This window comes from Cobetia sp. L2A1, assembly GCF_009796845.1.
Taxonomy (GTDB): domain Bacteria; phylum Pseudomonadota; class Gammaproteobacteria; order Pseudomonadales; family Halomonadaceae; genus Cobetia.
In genome coordinates, this window is the sequence record NZ_CP047025.1 from 3571824 (window position 1) to 3592901 (window position 21078).

18 protein-coding genes and 1 pseudogene are annotated in these 21078 nt (G+C 58.3%); 6 read left to right on the forward strand and 13 right to left on the reverse strand.

Annotated elements, in window-relative coordinates; genetic code table 11:
- Positions 1 to 184: 184 nt before the first annotated feature.
- Positions 185 to 919 (forward strand): hypothetical protein, encoded by a 735-nt coding sequence (locus tag GQR90_RS15145; RefSeq protein ID WP_158774826.1) that lies wholly within the window; start codon positions 185 to 187, stop codon positions 917 to 919.
- A 238-nt stretch (positions 920 to 1157) separates the two neighbouring features.
- Positions 1158 to 1484, forward strand: coding sequence for a hypothetical protein (locus GQR90_RS15150; RefSeq protein WP_158774827.1), 327 nt, complete (start codon positions 1158 to 1160; stop codon positions 1482 to 1484).
- 149 nt (positions 1485 to 1633) lie between these two features.
- On the opposite strand, the gene rpoD is transcribed toward GQR90_RS15150, so the two are convergent.
- The 3 genes from rpoD to rpsU all read right to left on the reverse strand — a co-directional run bounded on the left by rpoD (position 1634) and on the right by rpsU (position 6290).
- Positions 1634 to 3472 (reverse strand): RNA polymerase sigma factor RpoD, encoded by a 1839-nt coding sequence (gene rpoD, locus GQR90_RS15155; protein WP_158774828.1) that lies wholly within the window; start codon positions 3470 to 3472, stop codon positions 1634 to 1636.
- 288 nt (positions 3473 to 3760) lie between these two features.
- Positions 3761 to 5842 (reverse strand): DNA primase, encoded by a 2082-nt coding sequence (gene dnaG / locus GQR90_RS15160; protein ID WP_158774829.1) that lies wholly within the window; start codon positions 5840 to 5842, stop codon positions 3761 to 3763.
- Between the two features lie 232 nt (positions 5843 to 6074).
- Entirely contained in the window at positions 6075 to 6290 is a 216-nt protein-coding gene (rpsU, locus tag GQR90_RS15165; protein WP_024951433.1) for a 30S ribosomal protein S21, read from the reverse strand.
- Between the two features lie 483 nt (positions 6291 to 6773).
- On the opposite strand from rpsU, the gene tsaD reads away from it, so the two are divergent.
- A complete protein-coding gene (gene tsaD, locus GQR90_RS15170; RefSeq protein ID WP_158774830.1) occupies positions 6774 to 7814 on the forward strand; it encodes a tRNA (adenosine(37)-N6)-threonylcarbamoyltransferase complex transferase subunit TsaD in 1041 nt (346 codons plus the stop codon).
- A gap of 101 nt (positions 7815 to 7915) precedes the next feature.
- Here tsaD and folK read toward each other — a convergent pair whose 3' ends face one another.
- Together folK and folB are read right to left on the reverse strand one after the other, a co-directional pair.
- Positions 7916 to 8455: a 2-amino-4-hydroxy-6-hydroxymethyldihydropteridine diphosphokinase gene (gene folK / locus GQR90_RS15175; protein ID WP_158774831.1), complete on the reverse strand. Its 540-nt coding sequence runs from the start codon at positions 8453 to 8455 to the stop codon at positions 7916 to 7918.
- Positions 8452 to 8829 carry a dihydroneopterin aldolase gene (folB, locus tag GQR90_RS15180; protein WP_158774832.1) on the reverse strand — a complete coding sequence of 126 codons (378 nt, stop codon included), beginning with the start codon at positions 8827 to 8829 and terminating at the stop codon, positions 8452 to 8454. The genes folK and folB overlap by 4 nt, the downstream gene beginning before the upstream one ends.
- 160 nt (positions 8830 to 8989) lie before the next feature.
- Here folB and plsY point away from each other — a divergent pair, with 160 nt between their 5' ends.
- The gene (gene plsY, locus GQR90_RS15185) at positions 8990 to 9610 is read left to right on the forward strand and encodes a glycerol-3-phosphate 1-O-acyltransferase PlsY (RefSeq protein WP_158774833.1); all 621 of its coding nucleotides are present in this window, start codon (positions 8990 to 8992) and stop codon (positions 9608 to 9610) included.
- A gap of 39 nt (positions 9611 to 9649) precedes the next feature.
- On the opposite strand, the gene GQR90_RS15190 is transcribed toward plsY, so the two are convergent.
- The 8 genes and pseudogenes from GQR90_RS15190 to GQR90_RS15225 form a co-directional block, all read right to left on the reverse strand.
- Positions 9650 to 10894, reverse strand: coding sequence for a polynucleotide adenylyltransferase (locus GQR90_RS15190; RefSeq protein WP_158774834.1), 1245 nt, complete (start codon positions 10892 to 10894; stop codon positions 9650 to 9652).
- 52 nt (positions 10895 to 10946) lie between these two features.
- Positions 10947 to 11273, reverse strand: a complete 327-nt coding sequence (gene glpE / locus GQR90_RS15195) for a thiosulfate sulfurtransferase GlpE (RefSeq protein WP_158774835.1) — start codon at positions 11271 to 11273, stop codon at positions 10947 to 10949.
- 98 nt (positions 11274 to 11371) lie between these two features.
- Complete coding sequence (locus GQR90_RS15200) at positions 11372 to 12208, reverse strand: symmetrical bis(5'-nucleosyl)-tetraphosphatase (RefSeq protein ID WP_158774836.1); 837 nt, start codon at positions 12206 to 12208, stop codon at positions 11372 to 11374.
- 95 nt (positions 12209 to 12303) lie between these two features.
- Positions 12304 to 12684, reverse strand: coding sequence for a Co2+/Mg2+ efflux protein ApaG (apaG, locus tag GQR90_RS15205; protein WP_158774837.1), 381 nt, complete (start codon positions 12682 to 12684; stop codon positions 12304 to 12306).
- A 140-nt stretch (positions 12685 to 12824) separates the two neighbouring features.
- A pseudogene (gene rsmA, locus GQR90_RS15210) lies at positions 12825 to 13622 on the reverse strand (16S rRNA (adenine(1518)-N(6)/adenine(1519)-N(6))-dimethyltransferase RsmA); the annotation flags it as partial.
- Positions 13623 to 13812: 190 nt separating this feature from the next.
- On the reverse strand, positions 13813 to 14811 hold the full coding sequence (gene pdxA, locus GQR90_RS15215) for a 4-hydroxythreonine-4-phosphate dehydrogenase PdxA (protein WP_158774839.1): 999 nt from the start codon (positions 14809 to 14811) through the stop codon (positions 13813 to 13815).
- 17 nt (positions 14812 to 14828) lie between these two features.
- On the reverse strand, positions 14829 to 16115 hold the full coding sequence (locus GQR90_RS15220; protein ID WP_158774840.1) for a peptidylprolyl isomerase: 1287 nt from the start codon (positions 16113 to 16115) through the stop codon (positions 14829 to 14831).
- Positions 16116 to 16202: 87 nt separating this feature from the next.
- Complete coding sequence (locus GQR90_RS15225; RefSeq protein ID WP_233266345.1) at positions 16203 to 18782, reverse strand: LPS-assembly protein LptD; 2580 nt, start codon at positions 18780 to 18782, stop codon at positions 16203 to 16205.
- A gap of 172 nt (positions 18783 to 18954) precedes the next feature.
- On the opposite strand from GQR90_RS15225, the gene GQR90_RS15230 reads away from it, so the two are divergent.
- Positions 18955 to 20154, forward strand: coding sequence for an aminoglycoside phosphotransferase family protein (locus tag GQR90_RS15230; RefSeq protein ID WP_158774841.1), 1200 nt, complete (start codon positions 18955 to 18957; stop codon positions 20152 to 20154).
- Complete coding sequence (locus GQR90_RS15235; protein WP_158774842.1) at positions 20154 to 20969, forward strand: nucleotidyltransferase family protein; 816 nt, start codon at positions 20154 to 20156, stop codon at positions 20967 to 20969. The genes GQR90_RS15230 and GQR90_RS15235 overlap by 1 nt, the downstream gene beginning before the upstream one ends.
- Positions 20970 to 21078 lie beyond the last annotated feature (109 nt).

Sequence of the window (21078 nt, forward strand, 5' to 3'; positions counted from 1 at the left end):
TCCACTGAAATGGCGAAGACGCCGACTGATGCTTTCCGGCATTCACGTTGCAGTCAGCGATGCTCTTATGGCATCTCACAGTTTTCTTAAGACAATATTAACTCAGCTCATTGGCGGCGTTATAATAAGCAGGCAAACCATACTCTTACCTGACAGGCAGTCTCACGACTGTCCGGAGCGCCTCTTGTCTCGCCTGACACCCCATACCCCCAGTCATGGCTCTGTTCCGCTGCCCATCAGTGCCGAGCAGCCACTCTATGGCCGACAGCCTACCTCGCTCTTCATGCAGGCCTGCTTGCGCCTCGCGATCTATGCGCCGCTTATCGCCGCGATGATGATGCTGGTCATGCATGATGCGCATCACTTCAATGATATTGGCTTTAGCGAGTCCAGCTGGACTGAACACATGCAAAGTACACTGCTGGCCTTGAGTGCCGCTGCGATGTGGGCAGTACATTCGCGCCTGCCAGACCTGCGTACCATCAGCTTGCTGCTGTTCGGGCTATTTGCCGCCTCGCTGATACGCGAGCAAGACGCACTGCTTGATGAAGCGATCGGTGATGGCAGTTGGCAGGTGCTGGTCAGCCTCGTCGCTATCCCAGTGCTAATTGCCGTATGGCGTAATCGAGCACGCTTCGTGGCGGAGTTTGAGCACTTCGGGCGCAGCTTTGCCTTTGGTCTTTTTGGGGCCGGCTTCCTCACTACCTATGTGTTCTCGCGTCTTTACGGACGCACTGAATTCTGGGAGACATTGATGGGCGATTCCTACCTCCGCTCAGTCAAGAATGCTGCTGAAGAAGTCACCGAGCTATTTGGCTACACTCTGATGGCGGTAGCAGCGATCGAGATCATCCTGCTAGCCATCCGCATGGGCCGCCAACGCCGCGCAAGACTGAGGGAGCTGGGTGCACTTCGCTAATTCCTGTCGCAAGAGCCTCTTATCTCGTGTAATCCCAGAAACCGTCGCTATCATAGCGGCGGTTTTTTGTAGGCTGACAGCCTTCATCCAGGCAGGCAATTTCAGCAATGGACTGGACACCAAATGAGAATGATTATATTTTACTATTCAGAGGATAACATTCAACTATCCCACTGCTGGTAGAAAGACATAGATGAGACATGGACCGTGTCACACCTTCATTCCCAAGGAGCCTCACATGCGCTGGTTCAGTAGCTACCGCTTGCACGGTCACAGTCTTGCCCCTAGTCTTCCGCAGCACAGTCTGATCATCAGCATGCGTTGGCCCAGTCGCTGGCGATTGGCACCAGGCTCCACCGTCGTGGTGGAACATCCCAAGCTAGGGCAATTGATCAAACGCCTGCACCGCATCGATGCCAACGGCCGACTCTGGCTCCGCGGGGAACATCCAGATGGGTTGAGCAGTGAGCAGATGGGGCCGGTATCAAGACACTGCGTCAAGGGTCGTGTCGTCTTCAGCGTGGCAGCAGCCCCTTCACCTCATCAGCTTCACCACGGCGCCTGACAACGACAACTGAGTCGCGCCTGCCTCATCTTTCAGAAACGACAACGCCCGCCTCCCATTCACATGGGGGCGGGCGTTGTCTTGTCGGCTCAGGCACTCATTCTGTCAGTGATGACACTGGCTGAAGACTGAACCTCCAGTTCGCTGGATCACTCTTCCATGAAGGAACGTAGTGACTCAGAGCGCGACGGATGGCGCAGCTTGCGTAGCGCCTTGGCTTCAATCTGACGAATACGCTCGCGGGTAACGTCGAACTGCTTACCGACTTCCTCGAGCGTGTGGTCAGTATTCATGTCGATACCGAAACGCATGCGCAGCACCTTGGCTTCACGCGCGGTCAGGCCAGACAGAATGCCACGAGTCGCTTCGATCAAGCCTTCGCCAGTGGCAGAATCGATCGGCGACACCATCGAGCCATCTTCGATAAAGTCACCCAGGTGCGAATCATCATCATCACCAATGGGCGTCTCCATGGAGATGGGCTCCTTGGCAATCTTGAGTACACGACGCACCTTGTCTTCCGGCATCTCAAGACGCTCGCCGAGCTCTTCTGGCGTCGGCTCGCGCCCCATCTCCTGCAGCATCTGACGCGAAACACGATTGAGTTTGTTGATCGTCTCAATCATATGCACCGGAATACGAATGGTGCGCGCCTGATCCGCAATGGAGCGGGTAATCGCCTGACGAATCCACCAAGTAGCATAGGTCGAGAACTTGTAACCGCGACGGTACTCGAACTTGTCGACTGCCTTCATCAAACCAATGTTGCCTTCCTGAATCAAATCCAGGAATTGCAGACCTCGGTTGGTGTACTTCTTGGCGATCGAGATCACCAGACGCAGATTGGCTTCGACCATTTCCTTCTTGGCACGACGTGCCTTGGCCTCACCGATCGACAGGCGACGATTCACTTCCTTGAGATTGCTGACCGGCAGCTGGACCATGTCCTGCTCGAAGGCGATCTTGCGCTGAGCGCGAAGCACATCGGCACGGAACGGCTCAAGCTTGTCGGAATACTTCTTGCTGCCACCGATGAAACCATCGAACCAGCCCATGTCAGACTCGTTACCCGGGAAGGCTTTGATGAAGCTCTTACGGGGCACCTTGCCGCGCTTGACGAAGATCTGCAGGATGACTTTTTCCTGCTGACGCACCTGCTCGACAGAGACGCGAATCTGACCTACCAAGCGCTCAAAGTGCTTAGGCACCAGCTTGATTGGCGAGAACAACTCGGCCAGACGATCCTGCTCGGCCAGCGCCTCGGGAGAACGAAGACCGTATGCCTCGAGAGCTGCCTTGGTCCGTTCGTTCTGCTCACGAATCTGCTCAAAGCGGACGCGCGCAAGCTCCGGATCAGGGCCACCTTCAGACGCAGTATCATCTTCGTCTTCTTCGTCGCCTTCGGTTTCTTCGCCTTCAGGAGTCTCTTCGACTTCTTCGACTTCGACTTCAGCAACACCAGGCACGCCTTCATCAGGATCGATGAAGCCGGAGAAAAGGTCAGACAGACGCCCGCCATCTTCTCCGAGTGTACCGTCGTAGGCTTCCAGGATAGAGTCGACGGCTCCCGGCAAGAATGCCAGTGCCGACATCACCTCACGCGTGCCCTCCTCGATCCGCTTGGCAATTTTGATCTCGCCTTCACGGGTCAGAAGTTCTACGGTGCCCATTTCGCGCATGTACATGCGCACGGGATCGGTGGTGCGGCCCACGTCGCTTTCTACCGCGGCGAGAGCGGCAACGGCCTCTTCGGCGGCAGACTCGTCGGTGGAAGAGTCAGACATCATCAAGGTATCGGCATCAGGCGCTACTTCAGAAACCTTGATCCCCATATCATTGATCATGCTGATGATGTCTTCTACCTGTTCGGGATCAGCGATATCCTCAGGCAGGTGATCGTTGACCTCGGCATAGGTCAGGTAACCCTGTTCCTTGCCGCGCGCGATCAACTCCTTGAGACGCGACTGCTGCTGCGCATTACCAGCCATAGAACCCCTATCTCGACGAAGAAGAATGAAGCACCTGGACGCGACGCAGCTCAGCGAGCAAGCATGGCGCCGGTATAGGAACGAAGGGAGCATCAAGCGCACCAGTATAGCGTGCCATCACGAGATGCTGCCAGCGGCGTATTTGCCGAGTCATCCAGGTGTGTTAGCGTAATTGGTTACGTTGCGGCAGTCCGCATCGGGAACTACCTCTTTAAATAGTGTGTGTAGCACCGTCTTTCAAGGCCAGTTAACGTTTTTTCATCCACTGACCTTTCGAACGACCACACATCAGCGCCGCGTTGCCAACTGCATCAGCAGTGCCATCAACCGCTGCTTCTCTTCTGCAGATAACTTCTCGCCACGCTTTTCCTTGGCCAACAGCGCCTGATACTCAGCTTCCGGTGTGCTACGCGCCCGCTGATGCTGGCAATGCTCCACCAAACCTTTCAACTCGGCACTACGTACCTCACGCGGAATCAGCAACTCATGCGCTGCCAATTGCTCCAGGCGAGGTCCTTGCGCTGTACCAAGAAAGTGCGCCAGCAACACTTGGGGCGAGCGATACTGCCCTGCCTTGAGCAGACAGATCACCTCGCCCAGCAGCAGAGCATCTTCACTGTCGAGCGACTCACCGGCACCTTCGATCCAATCGTCAGAATCCGGAAGCTCAGCGGCCAATAGCGGCTCATGGACCAGCATATGCAACAAGCGCGTCAGCATACTGACAGAAAAGCGCTTACTGGCGGCCTTAGGCGAACTACGCCGTACCTGCTGACCCGGCGAAGTCCCTGAGGGTGAAGTCCCGTGGTGCTGTGGAGCCCCCTCTTGCGGCTCACTACTCGTACTTTGGTGCCAGTCATCAGGCTGCCAGCCATCAGACTCACCATCACCGAAGCCTGCATCCGCCATTTCATCCAGCGACGACCAATCTCCTGCGGCCTCTGCAAGCGTGCCACCCTCAAGCGGGTTACCTGCCGAAGCGACGCTGGCTGACTGTCGTAGCTGCTGATGCTGCTGCAAACGTGCCTGCTGTGCTTCCCGCACGGCCGCACGCTCAATGAGCATGGCGTCCAGACGCTCTCGCTCAAGGCCGCTACGACGCTCAAGCTCCTTGAGTAACAATGAGCGTAGTACGCCTTCCGGTACGCGGGAAATCCACTCCAACGCCTGGGTGACAAAACGTTCCAGCTGCTCCATCCGCTTCAGGTCGCGGCCCTCTGCAGCCTGCTCAAAGAGAAACTCGGAGAGCCCCGAGGCACAGGTCACGCGTTTCTCGAACGCCTCCTGCCCCTCTCGTCGCACCAGCGAGTCCGGATCTTCACCATCCGGTAGAAACAAGAAGCGCGCTTGTCGGCCATCGATCATGACGTCAAGCACCGTTTCCAGTGCTCGGCGTGCCGCCTGGCGCCCAGCCTTGTCGCCATCGAAGCAGAACACAACTTCATCTACCAAGCGGTAGAGGCGCTTCAAGTGGTCTTCGCTGGTGGCAGTCCCTAGCGTCGCGCAGGCATTGCGAATCCCATACTGCGCCAGCGCTACCACGTCCATATAGCCTTCAACGATCAGCATGCGCTCGAGCTTGCGATTCGCCTTACGGGCTTCAAACAGACCGTAGAGCTCTCGCCCCTTGTGGAAAACGGGTGTCTCAGGCGAGTTCAGATACTTGGGCTTGGCATCGCCCATCACGCGACCACCAAAGGCGATGGTGCGGCCTTTCCAGTCCCGGATCGGGAATATCACGCGATCACGGAAGCGATCGTAGCGCCGGCCGCTTTCCTCATGATGGATAAGCAGACCATATTCGATCTGCACATCCTCACTGACTCCCAGCTTGGTCAGATGATGCTTGAGATGCTCCCATCCTTCCGGGGCGAAGCCGATACCGAAATCACGCATGACCTCACGGGACAGACCACGTCCCTCAAGGTAATCACGAGCAGGCTGCGCCAGCGGCTCGGTAAGGCGTTGGCGGAAGAAATCAGCAGCTGATTCGAGCAGATTGACGCCTTCTTCACGGGCTTGCTCTCGACGTTGACGCTCGCGGCGCTCATGAGGACTTTGACTGCCTCCTTCGCGCGGCACTTCAAGCGCCAGCCGTGAGGCCAGTTGCTCGACCGCATCGGGAAAGGGCAGGCGATCAAACTCCATCAGAAACTTGAGTGCACTACCGCTCGCCCCGCATCCAAAGCAATGATAGAACTGCTTATCGGGGATAACATTGAACGACGGTGAGTTTTCCTGATGGAAGGGACACAGCCCAACATAGCTCTTGCCAGCCTTTTTCAGCTGAACGCGCTCGCCCACCACCTCGACCACATCGGTACGGGCTAGCAGATCGTCGATGAAGCCTTGCGGGATAAGACCAGCCATGATTCGCCAGGAGTCGTGGAAAAACGGACTGACCGCAAGATAGCACCTGGTCGATATAAGGCAATCGACGCTACCTTCGGGTCAGGCCATTCCTCGAGAAAACGACGTGTGCAGAAGCGTAAGCACACGGCTCGAGAAGAAACGGACCACCAGAGACAAAAACAAGCGGCCACCGTAAGGCAGCCGCTTGGTGTCCTTCCAGAGAGCAACTATCACTCCCCAAAAGTACGGATCAGTAGAGACGCTCGAAACGCTTGCGCTCACGCTGAACCTTCTTGGCGTGGCGCTTTACAGCGGCCGCCTGCTGACGCTTGCGAACAGCTGTCGGCTTCTCGTAGTGCTCACGACGACGCACTTCGGATAGAACACCGGCTTTTTCGCAGGAGCGCTTGAAACGGCGCAGGGCGACGTCGAACGGCTCGTTGTCACGTACTTTAACTGAAGGCATTAAACACTCACCTACCTTGAGATCATGAGTTCGGTTTGAACGCACATCCGCTGCAGCCACTCCTCAGGAGCTACCTCCAAGCAACGGTAAACCGCCACCTGTCGGCTAATCCGGCATCAATCTTTCACCTGCAACACCACCGGTGAGGGTAGCCGTCACATGTAGATTTCATGAATTGGGGAGCTTTTGCGGGATGGTCGGATGTACGACCCAGTCTTGCAGAGTGCCATATTCTAGACATCCGGCACTGTCTTTGCAAACTCAGCCTGAGCAATCCTGTTTGCGCAGACCGTGCATGGCCATTTATAGAGACACTCTTCACTGCTGCAGAAAGCCCTGGAACACGACCGCCTCGCGCGACACTCGGCCCTTCAGTCAGTAGAATGACGGTCATCCACGACGCAGCTGATATGCAGGCACTTTCATTGCTGCACTCCTCAGTATGCGCCACCCTCTTATTCTGATACTTCCTGAGAGTCAGCCATGCGCGTGCTCGGTATCGAGACCTCCTGCGACGAGACCGGCGTCGCTCTTTATGACACCGATGATGGCCTGCTTGCAGATGCCCTCTACAGCCAGATTGCCATGCATGCCGAATTCGGCGGCGTGGTGCCGGAACTGGCCTCCCGCGACCATACTCGCAAGCTGTTGCCCTTGATCCAGCAAGTCATGGATGAGGCTAACGTCACTGCCAGCGACATCGATGCCATCACCTATACGGCAGGCCCGGGGCTGGTCGGTGCACTGATGGTCGGTGCATCTACCGCGCACGGCCTTGCACGCGCCTGGCAGGTGCCTGTGCTCGGCGTGCACCATATGGAAGGCCACTTGCTGGCCCCCATGCTTGAAGACGATGCACCAGAGTTCCCCTTCGTCGCGCTGCTGGTCTCTGGCGGTCACACCCAGCTAGTCGCCGTGCGTGGACTGGGTGAGTATGAACTCCTGGGCGAGTCCGTTGACGACGCTGCCGGCGAAGCCTTCGATAAAGCCGCCAAGATGCTGGAGCTGCCCTATCCCGGTGGCCCGCAGATTGCAAAGCTGGCCGAGCAAGGCGACCCGAAGCGCTATCGCTTCCCGCGTCCGATGACCGACCGACCCGGTCTCAACTTCAGCTTCTCCGGCCTCAAGACGCACACGATGGTCACGCTCAAAAAGGCCAAAGCCAGCGGTAAGGTAGATGAGCAGCACCGCGCCGATATTGCACGCGCCTTCGAAGAGGCCGTAGTTGATACGCTGGTGATCAAATGCCGCCGTGCGCTGGATCAAACCGGCCTCAAGCGCCTGGTCGTGGCAGGTGGCGTCAGCGCCAACACTCGCCTGCGTGAGCGCCTTAGCCACGAACTGACCAAACGCAATGCACGTGCCTATTATCCGCGTGGCTGCTTCTGTACCGACAACGGTGCAATGATTGCCTATGTCGGTGCTCAGCGTCTAAATGCCGGCGAACAGGACACGGGCCCGATGCGTGCAGTACCGCGCTGGCCACTCGACAGCCTAATTCCCCCGAAGGCGTCAGGCCTTTGATCTCGCGCTAGCGACCATCAAACACACAGAAAAAAGCCCTACCGGTATCCGGCAGGGCTTTTTTTCGCTGAGCAGTATCACTGCATGACCTATATCGCCCTTCAGGCGATAACGCTGGCTTGAGAGATTCTGCGACAGCGCCAACTGAAATCAACAGCCCAGAGACGCTGCTGCTCTGCACGCCCTTCTGCCACGAATTCACGCCACAGGCTAGCGTAATCACGACCACTGACCGGATGCTGCTCGTCACCAAACACCTCGGCCAACGGCAACAGCACAAACGCATTACGGTCCACTTCATCACGCGGCAGTATCACGCCATCCACCTCACCCGTGAGCGAGCCGACGGTGAGCAAATCAATATCCAGCGTACGTGGGCTGAACTTGAGGCTGTCCTTGAGACGGCCGTTGGCAAACTCCACCCGTTTGCACCACGCCTGCAACTCGCCGACATCCCAATCACTGTCAAAACCAGCAACCAGATTATAGAAGTTACGCCCATCGATGAAGCCAACCGGCTCACTCTCGTAAACCGATGACAACGTCAGTGCACCAAAGGTCTCCTCGAGCGCATCCAGACACACGCTGACATGGTGATCACGCTCGATATTACTGCCGATAGACATCAGCACCAGACTCATGCGATCTGGTCCGTAGCTGGCGTCAACGTACCGCGCTCGATACGCACGCCAACAGCTACTGCCTCAGGCACCGCACCCGGCTTGCGCAGTGTCATGCGCAGCCAGGGAATGCTGAACTCTTCACGCAGCAGGGCCGCCAGCCGCTCAGCGAAGGTTTCCACCAGCTCAAAGCTGCTCTCGGCGGCGTAAGACTGAATGCGCGCACTGATGGCGGCATAATCCAGCGTATACGTCAGATCATCGCCCGCGGCGGCCGCACGAATATCAGTCGCCATTTCCAGATCAATCACCAGACGCTGGCGGATGGTACGCTCCCAGTCATAGACTCCAATGACGGTCTCTACTGCCAGAGCCTCGATCAGCACACGATCCACGGCGTTACCTCTATGCTTGTCGGATATACGAATAAAAACGACGCCCAGGGCCCCGCCATCATGCGAGAGATTCTACTGCACCCGGCCCCCGCTTGGCCAAGCTGCACCCGACCTTCCGCATGCCCTCAAAAGCCATGCCGAGCATTACGGAGGGAGTAGCATGCTGAATGCATTGATCAACTGGGGAGCAGAACTGGCGAACTGGCAGCAGCTGAGCCTGTTGCTGGCCACTGCCTATGTCTGCGGGTCAGTTCTCGGGGCCGTGTGGTTATGCCGGATATTGCACCTGTCAGACCCACGCCTGGCGGGGTCGTTCAACCCGGGGTTCTCCAACGTGCTAAGGCTGCACGGCAGCCTTCCTGCCTTGTTGGTGCTGGCCTTCGATGCCGCCAAGGGCATGCCAGCACTATGGCTGGCGATCCACCTTGGGTTGGCACAATGGGCATTGGGATTGGTCGGGTTGGCCGTACTGATTGGGCATAGTCTGCCACTGTGGCATCGCGGTCATCGCGGCGGCAAGGCCGTCGCCGCCGCCTTTGGCGTGCTACTGATGCTGGCACCCGGTGTTGCACTGAGCTGCGCGACACTGTGGATAGGGCTGGCATGGCGGCTGCGCACGGCTGCCATCGCCTCGCTGGTAGCGGGCCTGGCGGCGCCGCTTTTCAGCTTGTGGCTAGCACCCCAGATGAGCGGGGTGGTGATGGTGTTCGCCAGCCTGATCGTGGTGCGTCACGCCTTGAACCTGCGTCGCCTGAGCGATGGCAGTGAGCCAAGGCTTTGAACCCTGATCCACTCACTTCTGAAAGCGACAGACTGAGCGTCAGTGGCCGTGCCCACAACCACAGTGCGGTGCATGCACTTCTGGCATCGCCTGCCATTCACTCAACGCCGTCTCAATCGCTTCCTGACGCTGCTGAGACAGGGCCCGACCTATCTCCGCTCCCTTGAGGCCTTGCGCCACCAGCGACTGCGGTGACACCGCGGTTGCCGCCTGCCATACCATGTTGCCGAGGCGCGCCAACCCCGCGTCATCGACCGCCAGAAGCCCGATCAGCACCTGCTGACGCTCGCCACGCCGCCAAGCATCCACACCATCCAGCCAGGCTTTGAGATCCGGTGCTGTCACTCCCCCTTCACGCTGCGCTGTCTCGCGCAACTCGCGACACAGACGTGCCTGCTGCGCAGCATCTCGTACGGCACTTGGTAAACGCAGATCCTGCGCAAGTACATCAATCGCATCGCGATCCAGATGCTCCACCAGCCGCGCCATGCGCCAGCAGACCATGTCGGACTCATCTGCCAAATGACGCGGCAAACGGTCCAGCCTGAGCAACGCCTGAGGTAACACAGCTGCATCAAGCACCAACGCTGGCATCAGTACCGCCAAGGCCCCCAGCTCATCGAGCAGCTGAAAATAAGCTTCTGGATTTGCCTCGCCAAGCGCCTTCTCGGTTTCCTTCCAGACCCGTTCAGCCACCAGGTGTGAGACCTCACCACTCTCGACCATGCTCGTCATCAGCTGACGGGTTTCGTCTGCAACGGTAAAGCCGAGCCCCTGATAGCGCGCCAGAAAACGTGCCACACGCAATACACGCAACGGATCTTCGCTGAAGGCAGCAGAAACATGACGCAAGAGACGCGCCTCAAGATCCGCAAGTCCCCCATGTGGATCGATCAGCTCTCCCTGTCCCGGCTGGCTGTCCAGAGGCTCCGCCATCGCGTTTATGGTCAGATCACGACGCACCAGATCCTCTTCCAGCGTCACATCAGGGCTGGCATGCACGGTAAAACCGACATAACCATGCCCTGATTTACGCTCGGTGCGCGCCAACGCATACTCCTCTTGCGTCTGCGGATGCAGGAAGACAGGAAAGTCACGCCCGACCGGGCGAAAACCGCGCGCCTGCATGTCTTCAACCGACGCGCCTACCACTACGAAATCGCATTCATGCCAAGGCCAACCAAGACGAGCGTCGCGTACCGCACCGCCGACCCGATAGACCTCAAGGCCAGCCAACAGACGGTCGGAGGATGTGGTAAGTCGATGAGTGGCGATACGGGTCATGCTGCCCTCCTTTTCGCGTGACGAGTGATGGATGAACAGGGTGAAGAAACGTCTAGCTACCACTCTCGACATCGTCGCCATGCGTGAGCTGATACTGGGTAAAACCACCATCGAGGGAATAGACGTTCTCGAAGCCCTGGCCTACCAGCCAGGCTGCAGCCTGCTGACTGGAGTGACCGTGATAGCAAACGACGACCAGCGGCCGGTCACGCGGCGTGTCTTCGAATATCGCACCCGCACTTGCATTGTCGAGATGGCGACTGCCGGGAATACGCCCTTGCGTGAAACTCAGCGGATCACGGATATCCAGCAAGGCGAGCGGCTGATCGCGTTCACGCCAGTCGCGGAGGGTAGCAAGATCAAGATGTTCGAAACTCATGCGAACTCCAATAACAAGGAAGGGGATAAGAGAGGTGTGAAGAGAATCTCGGGCCGCACCAGTCACTCAGCCGAGACCAAGACAGGATGGTGAGCGCATCAGGCGTTAACGGCAGGCTCGAAGACACGCTCATCCGTCTCAAGATTCAAGGCCGTCAGCCCTCCCCCCCACACACAGCCGGTATCGAGTGCTTCAACATCCTGCCGCGCAGCCGGTGCTTTACCCTCCAGCGCCGCCCAATGCCCAAACAGCAGCCGCGGAGAATCGTCTCGGCCACCTTCCGGACGCGGATACTGGAACCAGGGACGATAACCTTCAGGAGCCGAGTCGAGTCCTTCCTTGGCGGCAAAATCCATTCGGCCATTACGATCAATGAAGCGCATTCGCGTGAAGACGTTGACGATGCAACGTAGACGCGCAACCCCTTCGAGCTCCTCCTGCCAAAGGTCTGGCGTATTGCCGTACATCTCACCCAGGAAGTCACGGTACTGGTCACCACTCAGTACGGCTTCTGCCTCACAAGCAAAACCGGCGGCCTGCTCCAGCGTCCAGTTTGGCAACACGCCTGCATGACTCATTACCGTGTAACGAGCCCCGATCGTGGCCGTCACCATCAATGGCTGACGGCGCAGCCAGTCAAGCAACTCATCGCGGTCTGGCGCGTCAAGAATCGGCGTGAGCGTATCGGAGCGTTTGAGGCGACCATAGCCTTCCGCCACGGCGAGCAGATGCAGGTCATGATTACCCAGCACGACTCGCGCGCTGTCGCCGAGCGCTTTCACATGGCGCAAGCACTCGAGTGAACCCGGCCCACGATTGACCAGGTCACCCGCCAGCCATAGCTCATCGCATTCCGGCGTGAAATCAAGCCGCTCCAGAAGCCGCACAAATTCTTCGTGACAGCCCTGTAAATCGCCAATGGCCCACTGCGTCATGCCTGCTCCCTGACCGCCACCGCGGCCTGACTCTTGATGAATGCTTGCGCAAAGGCTCGTGATGAAGACTCGTGGCAAAGACGTGTAATGACGACTTAGTGGACCTGGTGCGGTCCAGCAAGACGAAATGGCGCAATGGCAATGTCAAAGGTACGCGTATGAGTCGCGTCACAGAAAGTATAAGCGCCTTGCATCACCCCCACTGGCATATCGAGTACTGCGTGTGAGGTATAGCTAAAACTCTCACCGGGCGCGATCAGCGGCTGCTTGCCAACAACGCCTTTGCCGCGCACTTCCTGCTCATTGCCACTGCCCTGGGTAATTTTCCAGTAGCGGGCCAGCAACTGCACTGTCTCATCTGTCCCGTTATGCACGGTGATGGTGTAGCGGAACACGAAGCGATTCTCTTCGGGGCGGCTATCGTCGGCACAGTACTCTGGCACGGTATCCACACGAATGGCCGTCACGTCATTCATGCGTCACTGCCGTCGTCATCGGCGCCTGGCTCGCCGTGATCGACACTGTTCTGTTCAGCGCCAACGGTCTCAGCATTGCCATGCCCAACATTGCTGCGCGGACGCTTCTTCGGCGCAGTATCGGTCTTCCCGACGGTCATTCCCTGCGCGCTCAGATGATCACTGATCATGACAAGCTCCGCGACAGACAAGGTTTGCGGACGACGCGTAGGATCAATACCCAATGCCGTCAGCTGGTCTGCATCAATACGCCCCTTGAAGTTGTTACGCAGGGTCTTGCGACGCTGAGAGAACGCCTCACGCACGATAACGGCCAGCAGTTTCTCGTCAGCCGCAGGATGCGGCAAGGTCAGATGCGGCACCAGGCGCACGATGGCAGACTCGACCTTGGGCGCCGGGAAAAAGGCCGTCGGCGGTACAAGGAAGAGGTTCTCTACCGTGCAGTAGTACTGGGTCATGACGGACAGACGACCCCAATCCGTACCACCCGGCTCGGCAGCCAGACGCTCGACCACTTCTTTTTGCAGCATGAAGTGCATGTCGGCAATGGCACCACGCGCTTCCAACAGGTGGAATATCAGCGGCGTAGAGATGTTATACGGCAGGTTGCCGACGACACGCAGCGCGGGGCCGTCGCCCACTAGCGCCGGAAAGTCGAAGCGTAGGGCATCGCCTTCGTGAATCACGAAATCAGGGTAATTGAAGAACTGCACGCGCAGCCCGGGGATGAGATCGCGATCCAGCTCGATGACCTCAAGCTTACCGGCAGCTTCCAGCAACGGGCCTGTCAGTGCCCCCTGACCCGGGCCGATCTCTACCAGTCGTTCACCCTCATCCGGGCGAATGGCATTCACGATGCGAGAGATGATGCCGAGGTCTTGCAGGAAGTTCTGACCGAAGCGCTTGCGTGCGCGATGCGCCGGGAAATGTTGGGACATGAGACTGACTTTCCTCCGGGGAATCCTTGAAGATTCCCGACAACAAGACGCCGCCCATGACCTATCGATAGACAGACAAGGGCGACGAGACCATCAGTGATGGTCGAATGACTGGGGTGGCATCAGCGCCACGAATGGGCGCACGCCTGACGGACCGTTAAACGGTCACGCCCGAATGGGGGGGATTATCTCAGGCTCGCGCGGCGGCTGCCATCTCGATGGCCACATGCACGGCTTGTACAAGACTACCGACATCGGCACGACCGGTGCCCGCGAGGTCCAATGCAGTACCGTGGTCGACCGAAGTACGCACGATGGGCAGGCCCAACGTAATATTGGCCGCCTGGCCGAAGCCTGCATACTTGAGCACCGGTAGTCCCTGATCATGATACATCGCCAGTACCGCATCGACGCCCGTGAGGTGACGCGGCGTAAATAGCGTATCCGCGGGAAGAGGGCCTTCAAGCTGCATGCCTGTCGCACGCAACATGTCTAGCGTCGGTATGATCACCTCGATCTCTTCATGCCCGAGATGCCCGCCCTCGCCCGCATGAGGATTCAGTCCACATACCGCGATTCGTGGCGCCTCACACCCGAAGTAGCGCGTGAGATCATGAGCAAGAATAGCCAGCACTCGCGCAAGTCCCTCCTGCGTGATCGCATCGGCAACGTCGCGCAATGGCAGATGCGTTGTCGCCAGCGCCACACGCAGCCCCGGACAGGCCAGCATCATGACCACTTCCTCGACGCCACAGACATCACGTAGATATTCGGTGTGCCCCGTGAAACCGGCATGCCCAGCCTCAATCACCGCCGCCTTGGACAGCGGTGCTGTAACCATGGCACTGGCATGCCCTGCCTGACAGGCAGCAATGGCCACATCAAGCATGGCCAACACATGATCACCATTGCGCGCATCAATCACGCCTGCCTCACTCGGCACAGCAAGAGACACCGGCCAAACGGCCAGATGCCCATTGCATGCGGGTGGCAGCGGATCACCCGGCGCCACCTCGTGAAGCGTCAGCGGCAGGCCGAGCAGCTGCGCGCGACTCGCCAGCAGTGCGGGGTCTGCCACCGCCACCAGCTGCGCCGGGAAGGTTTCTGCCTGACCCGCCAGCATCACTAACAGCTCGGGCCCGATGCCCGCGGGCTCCCCCGCGGTCAACGCAATCACCTGACTATTCATGCCTGCGTCCTGATGAGTTAGCTTTTCTCGTCGAGACGATTGTCGACGTACGCCTCAGCGCGAATCTGCTGCTGCCAGGCTTCCAGCTCATCATTCAGCTTGCGCTGGAACAACGTCTTTCTGACCTTGTCGCGCTGACTTGAGTTGGTCACGTCTTGCTGGCGACGCTCTTCCACTTCGATGATGTGATAGCCGAAACGAGTCTTGATCGGCTGGCTGATCTCACCCACTTTCTGGGAGTTCATGGCCGTCTCGAACGAGGATACGGTCTGGCCAGGGCTGACCCAACCCAGCTCGCCACCTTTCAGTGAGCTTCCCTTGTCGTCGCTGAATTCCTGCGCGAGAGAGGCAAAGTCTTCCCCTCCCAACAGGCGGCGACGAATGGACTCGGCACGCGCTCGCGCCTGGTCATCGCTCATGTTCGGGTTAGGCTGAATCAGGATGTGGCGTGCACGCGTCTGAGCGATCAGCGCCTTGCCAGCACCGCGCTTCTCGATCAACTTGACCAAGTGATAACCACTGGCACTACGCAACGGCTCAGAGACCTGGCCGACTTGCATGTCCGGCACCACATCTGCAAACACGCTCGGCAACTCACCGCCAGCACGCCAGCCAAGATCACCACCGCTCAGTGCCTGACTACCCGCAGATTCAGCAGCCGCCATCTGGGCAAAATCAGTGCCCTGTTCGATCTGCTGACGCAGCGCTTCAGCCTTGGCACGTGCTTTCTTGACCTGATCCGGCGTCGGCTCCTGCGGCAGTGCAATCAGCAGATGCGCCAGATGGTATTGCACATCGCTGGCAACATTCTGTTGGCTGAGATAACGGTCTATCTCGCGATCAGAGATACGTACCTTGCTGGCGATACTGCGCTGCTGAACCTGCTGAACCAGTAGCTCGCGCCGAACTTGCTGACGCACTTCGGCCAATGACATGCCGTCTTTTTCCAGCTTGTCAGCAAAGGCTTCCAGGCTCATACCATTATCCTTGGCAATACCGCGCAAGGTGGCATTGAGCTGAGTGTCATCAATGTTCAGATTGGCCTGTTCCGCCATCTGTAATTGAATCTGCTCATTGACCATACGATCGAGCACCTGGCGTTCCAGCACATTACGCGGCGGCAGATTGATGCCACGATCTTTCAACTGCTGGCTAGCCTGTGTGACGCGCTCCTCCATGTCGCTTTGCATGATGGCGTCCTTGTTGACCACAGCAACTACACGGTCAAGCAACTCAGCGGCGCTGGCTGGCAGACTTGCCAGCACAAATGCCAGCCCCAGCGGGGCAATCAGGGTCTTGCGCATCACTTGATCTCTCGGCGTAAAAGCGTGTTGATGGCGCTGCCTGTCAGCAGCGCCTTGACATAGTCATTCACGAACCGTCGCAGCGAATTAGAAACCAGCGTTACGGTAGCCCGGTACCGCCTGTTCCAGATAGCTGTCAGCTCCGCGGCCAACGCCTCCTAACCCCTTGAACTCGAAGGTCAGGAAGATACCGTTCTTTTCTTCATCATCAGAGACGGTACTGGCGGTGTCGTTATCATCCTGCCATTCGCGCCAGGTCACCTGCACACCGTAACAGCAGTCGTTGTACTGGACACCCAACACCTTCTCCAGCGAACGGGAATTGGTGCTGTCGTACTGATAACGCCCCAGCAACGACCAGCTCTCGGTCACCGGCGTCGCGAATGAAAGATTCCACTCGTTACGGGTGTATCCGATCACGTCATCTTCATCGTCGTCATCGTAGGGGACAAAGCCTTCGATCTCGCGATTGTAGCCAAAGTTCATTACCAGCCCATCATCGCCACGGAAACTCAATGAGGTCTGGGCACTTTCAGTCACACCGCGATCGAAGTCCTGGAACACTGCCTGGCTGGCAGTCCACTGATCATTGAGCGTCAGATCAGCCTGGAAGACGACCGGCGAACGATCACGCGTCGCACGGTAGTAATCGGCATAGCTGTCATAATCCGAGCGCGAGCTCTTGTCGGGATCGCCATCCATGTCGATGTTACGATCTTCCAGATAACTGGATTGCCCCACACCCAACTTGAGGCGCTCACGGCCGCTCTCGTCGCTGATGAAGCGAGAAGAGACGCCATACGAAACCTTGTTGGTATCCCCGACGCGATCACCACCGCTGAAACGATACGGAGACCACAGCTGATTCCAGCTGAAGGCATCTTCGGTGGTATCGAAATCAGGAAAATCCGACTGATCGACTTCCGGCACGTAGGCGTAGTAAAGACGCGGTTCAAGCGTCTGCTTGTAGCCTTGACCGAACCACTCGGTCTCACGGTCAAAGATCAGGCCGCTATCCAGTGATATCACCGGAATGGTCGCCGAGGTACTGGTATCGCGATCCGTATCGCGATCACCGTAGTCGAGGTCGTAGTTGAGACTCACCAGTTGAGCGCGTGGCTCGATGAAGCTCCAGCTCTGATCACTGCGCCAACCTGCAGCCGGCGCCAGGCGCAGACGCGTGCCATTGGCGGCCTCATCGACGGGGATGTCGGTATCTGTCTCATCCACATCGCGCCAGAAGTAGGTCGCGTTGGAATTCCACTCCTGGTAGAAGCCGTTGGACTGACTCCAGTGTCCATTGGCCGTCAGGCTCGGCAAGCGATAGAACGGCTTGTCGTCGTCATCCAACGGATAGTCCATGCGCTGATAACCCTGGGACTTGAACTCAAGTTCCCAGGTGTCGTCGCGGTAGTTGAGCTCTGCCAGACGCTCCAGGCTATCCGTTTCGGTCTCGCCGAAATTACGCCCGAAGTCATCGAAGTAATTACCGTCAGACGCGGCACCATACTTGAGCCGATAGTCGGTATTCGCATTGAAGCGACCGCTTTGCTGATAGTTGATATACCAGCGATTTTCTCCGATGAGATCTTCTTCATCATCATCAGGGTCACTGCCGCCATCATCATCGGCAAGCCAGGCTCCCTCAAGGGAACCTTCGTCGCCATTCGGCAGCAGGTAACGGAATTCGCCTTCCAGCATCTCTCCACGCTCGGAAATGTAGCGAGGCGTGATGGTGGCATCGTAATTGGGCGCCAGATTCAGATAGATCGGCTGCGCATAATCGAAGCCACTGGAACTGGTGTAGCTGATCTGCGGCCACAGCAGGCCCGTATGGCGGCGGTCATCAACCGGGAAGCGTATATAGGGCCAATAGAAGACCGGCACGCCGCCCATTTCCATCCGTGCATTCTCTGCCGTACCCCAACCAGATTCACGATTGATGGTGATGTCGCTACCGACCAGACGCCACAGGCTATTGCCCGGCTCACAGGACGTGAAGCTGGCATCTTTCAAACGGTAACGCCCATCTTCCAAGCGTGCCAATTGCACTGCATCGCCACGGATACGCTGCTTGTGGAAGACATAGTGGCCGTTATCAACACTAGCCGCATCGCTGTTGAGCGATACACGAGCATCATCACCGCGTAGCAGCACACCCGGCTGACGGTAGGTGGTAGGCCCTTTGGCCGTTGCCGTGTCACGCGCCTCGTTGACGCTGACCTCCGGCGACTCCAGCTGAGAATCACCACGACGCAACACGACCTCACCCATGAGGGTGGCCGCACCATCGTTACCATAATTGGCTTTGTCGGCAGACGTCGTGACCTGCTCCGGCGTGTCACCGGCATCAATCCGATAGGCCGGCGTCACATAGCGTCCGCTACATAGCTGCCCGCGAGGCACGTCGTCGTATTCCTGCCAGTCAAGCTGGCTTGCTGACAGTGGCTCCGGCGGTGCGGCCTGCGCCAACAACGGCGCACCAGCGGCCAGCGGGGCCAACGTCCATAACAGACGAAACACCAACGGTTTGAGCCGCCATGTCGGCCGCTCACCGTTCAGCAAGGCTGTCGATGTCGACATCAGGGGGCTCTCGAGACGACGATTTCGTCGCCCGAGGGCAGACACCGGCTTGCCCGGGTGTGTTGAATGGCTGCGCTGGGCCATGGCTGCTCTGTGTCCTTGGCTGGGGGAATCGGTATCATACAGGCCCAGCAACCGGCCTTCCTGCTTGCCGGTCCCGCCTGCTTCATGGGTCACCACCCGATAGCATGCGGGGCCGCGGCACAGGCGTCAACTGACAGCCGGCCCTCGTATACGCCAACAGGAGCCCCGCCCCATGACATCCGACGCCCGACGCCAGGCCCTGCACACCTGGGCCGCCGCTCGACACAACCTCACTCCCGATGCGGTGCGCATGAGCGCTGTGGCCGACGACGCCAGCTTCCGACGCTATTTTCGCCTGCATCTTGAGGAAGTCACCCCGTCGAAACCGGCGCGTATCTTGATGGACGCTCCGCCCGAAAAAGAAGATAGCCACGGTTTCGTCACCATCGCTCGGCAATGGCGCGACGCTGGCCTTCCTCTGCCTACCGTGCATGCTTTTGATGAAAGGCAGGGCTTTTTGGAGCTCGAAGATCTCGGCGATACGCCGCTGATGACTGCGCTGACCAGTGTCGACACTGCTGATCACTATTACGGGGAAGCCATCGGACTGCTGGAACGTCTACATGAATTGCCGTTAGCAGAGCTACCGGCCTATGACGACGCTAGACTCAAGGCTGAACTGGATCTATTCCCGGAGTGGTGTCTCGGTCAGTTGCTCGAGATGCCACACGATCGCCGCTACGCCGCATGGGAGAAGCTCTCCCGCCAATTACTCGAGGCAGCGCGTCTTCAACCAATCGTGACGGTGCATCGCGATTTCCATGCTCAGAACCTATTCCTGCATGCCGATGCCAACCAGTCTCAAGACCATCTGTGGATAATTGATTTTCAGGACGCCGTGACCGGTCCCGAAAACTACGACCTCATCTCGCTGCTGCGTGACCGTCACTGGCGCTGGCCGGAGTCCGCCATGGCGCGCTGGATTGAACAATCACGCCTCGCCGCCCTGCCACGCTATGCCGCTGCTGGCTTGCCCATGCCGTCGCCGCTCGAATATCGCCAGAGCGTCGAGCGCATGGGCGTACAGCGTAATCTCAAGATTCTCGGCATCTTTGCGCGCCTGACCCTGCGCGATGCCAAACCGCGCTATCTGACGCTGATGCCACGTTTTCTTGGTCATCTGCGTGAAGGACTGGCCTTCTGCCCGGAACTGACTCCCTTCACGCATTGGCTGGATGAAGTGCTGACACCGGCATTATCGCTACATATCGCGCATGAAAGCGAGGTTCGTGATCTGCGACTGGCCAATGGCGAGTACCCCGAGATCAACCTTGATGACTACGATGAGCTGGCAGCACTGGCAGACCGCGCCGCACGCCTGATGCGTGACGCTGCCCCGCAGATATCAAACTCAGCGCAGGGACTTGCCTGATGCGCGCGATGATTCTGGCCGCCGGTTTCGGTACCCGCATGCGTCCGCTGACCGACCACACACCCAAGCCACTGCTTGAGGTCGCCGGGCTGCCATTGCTGGAGCATCACCTGCTGCGGCTAGAGGCTGCCGGCGTGGAGACGGTAATCATCAACGTCGGCCATCTCGCTGAACGAATTCTCGATCACTTTGGTGCAGCGCCCACGCCAGAGGGCTTGCTACGCGCCTTCTGGCAGGGCCAGACGCGAGCACTGACGCTGACGTTCTCGCACGAGGAGATTCCACTGGAAACCGGTGGTGGCATTGCACGCGCCCTGTCACTGCCTGGAGCATTGGTTGCCGATGATGCGGACGACACACCTTTCCTGCTCATCAATGGTGATGTGTGGTGTGATGCAGATCTCACTCTGCTGATGCGCGAGGCCATGACACGCCAACAACACAGCCCACTTCCGCTTGCCGGCCTGGCGCTGGTCGATAACCCACCACATCACCCCGAGGGCGACTTCCTGCTCACGCCCGCAGGCGAGGTATGCGATGAGACAGATACCACGGGAAATGATGAAGCCAGTGACGGCACCCGCCTGACCTTTTCCGGTGTCTCCTGGTTATCACCGATATTGATCCGGCGGGCTATCGCCGAATGCGCAGCGTTACGGGATACGAATAGCGTTTTCAAGCTGGCACCCTTGCTGCGTGATGCCATGCACCGCGGTGAGGTGAGAGGCTTCCATCATCGCGGTGCATGGATTGACGTAGGGACGCCTGAGCGACTGGCCGAACTGGATGAACTGCTCCGCCGCCGCAAGACATGATTGCGGGCATAAGCTCATCACCGGACATTCCTCCAGAGATGCAGCGAGAATGCTATTCTGTCGGCCTTCGTGCCACCCCGAGCCCCTGAATCGGACGCACATCATTGAG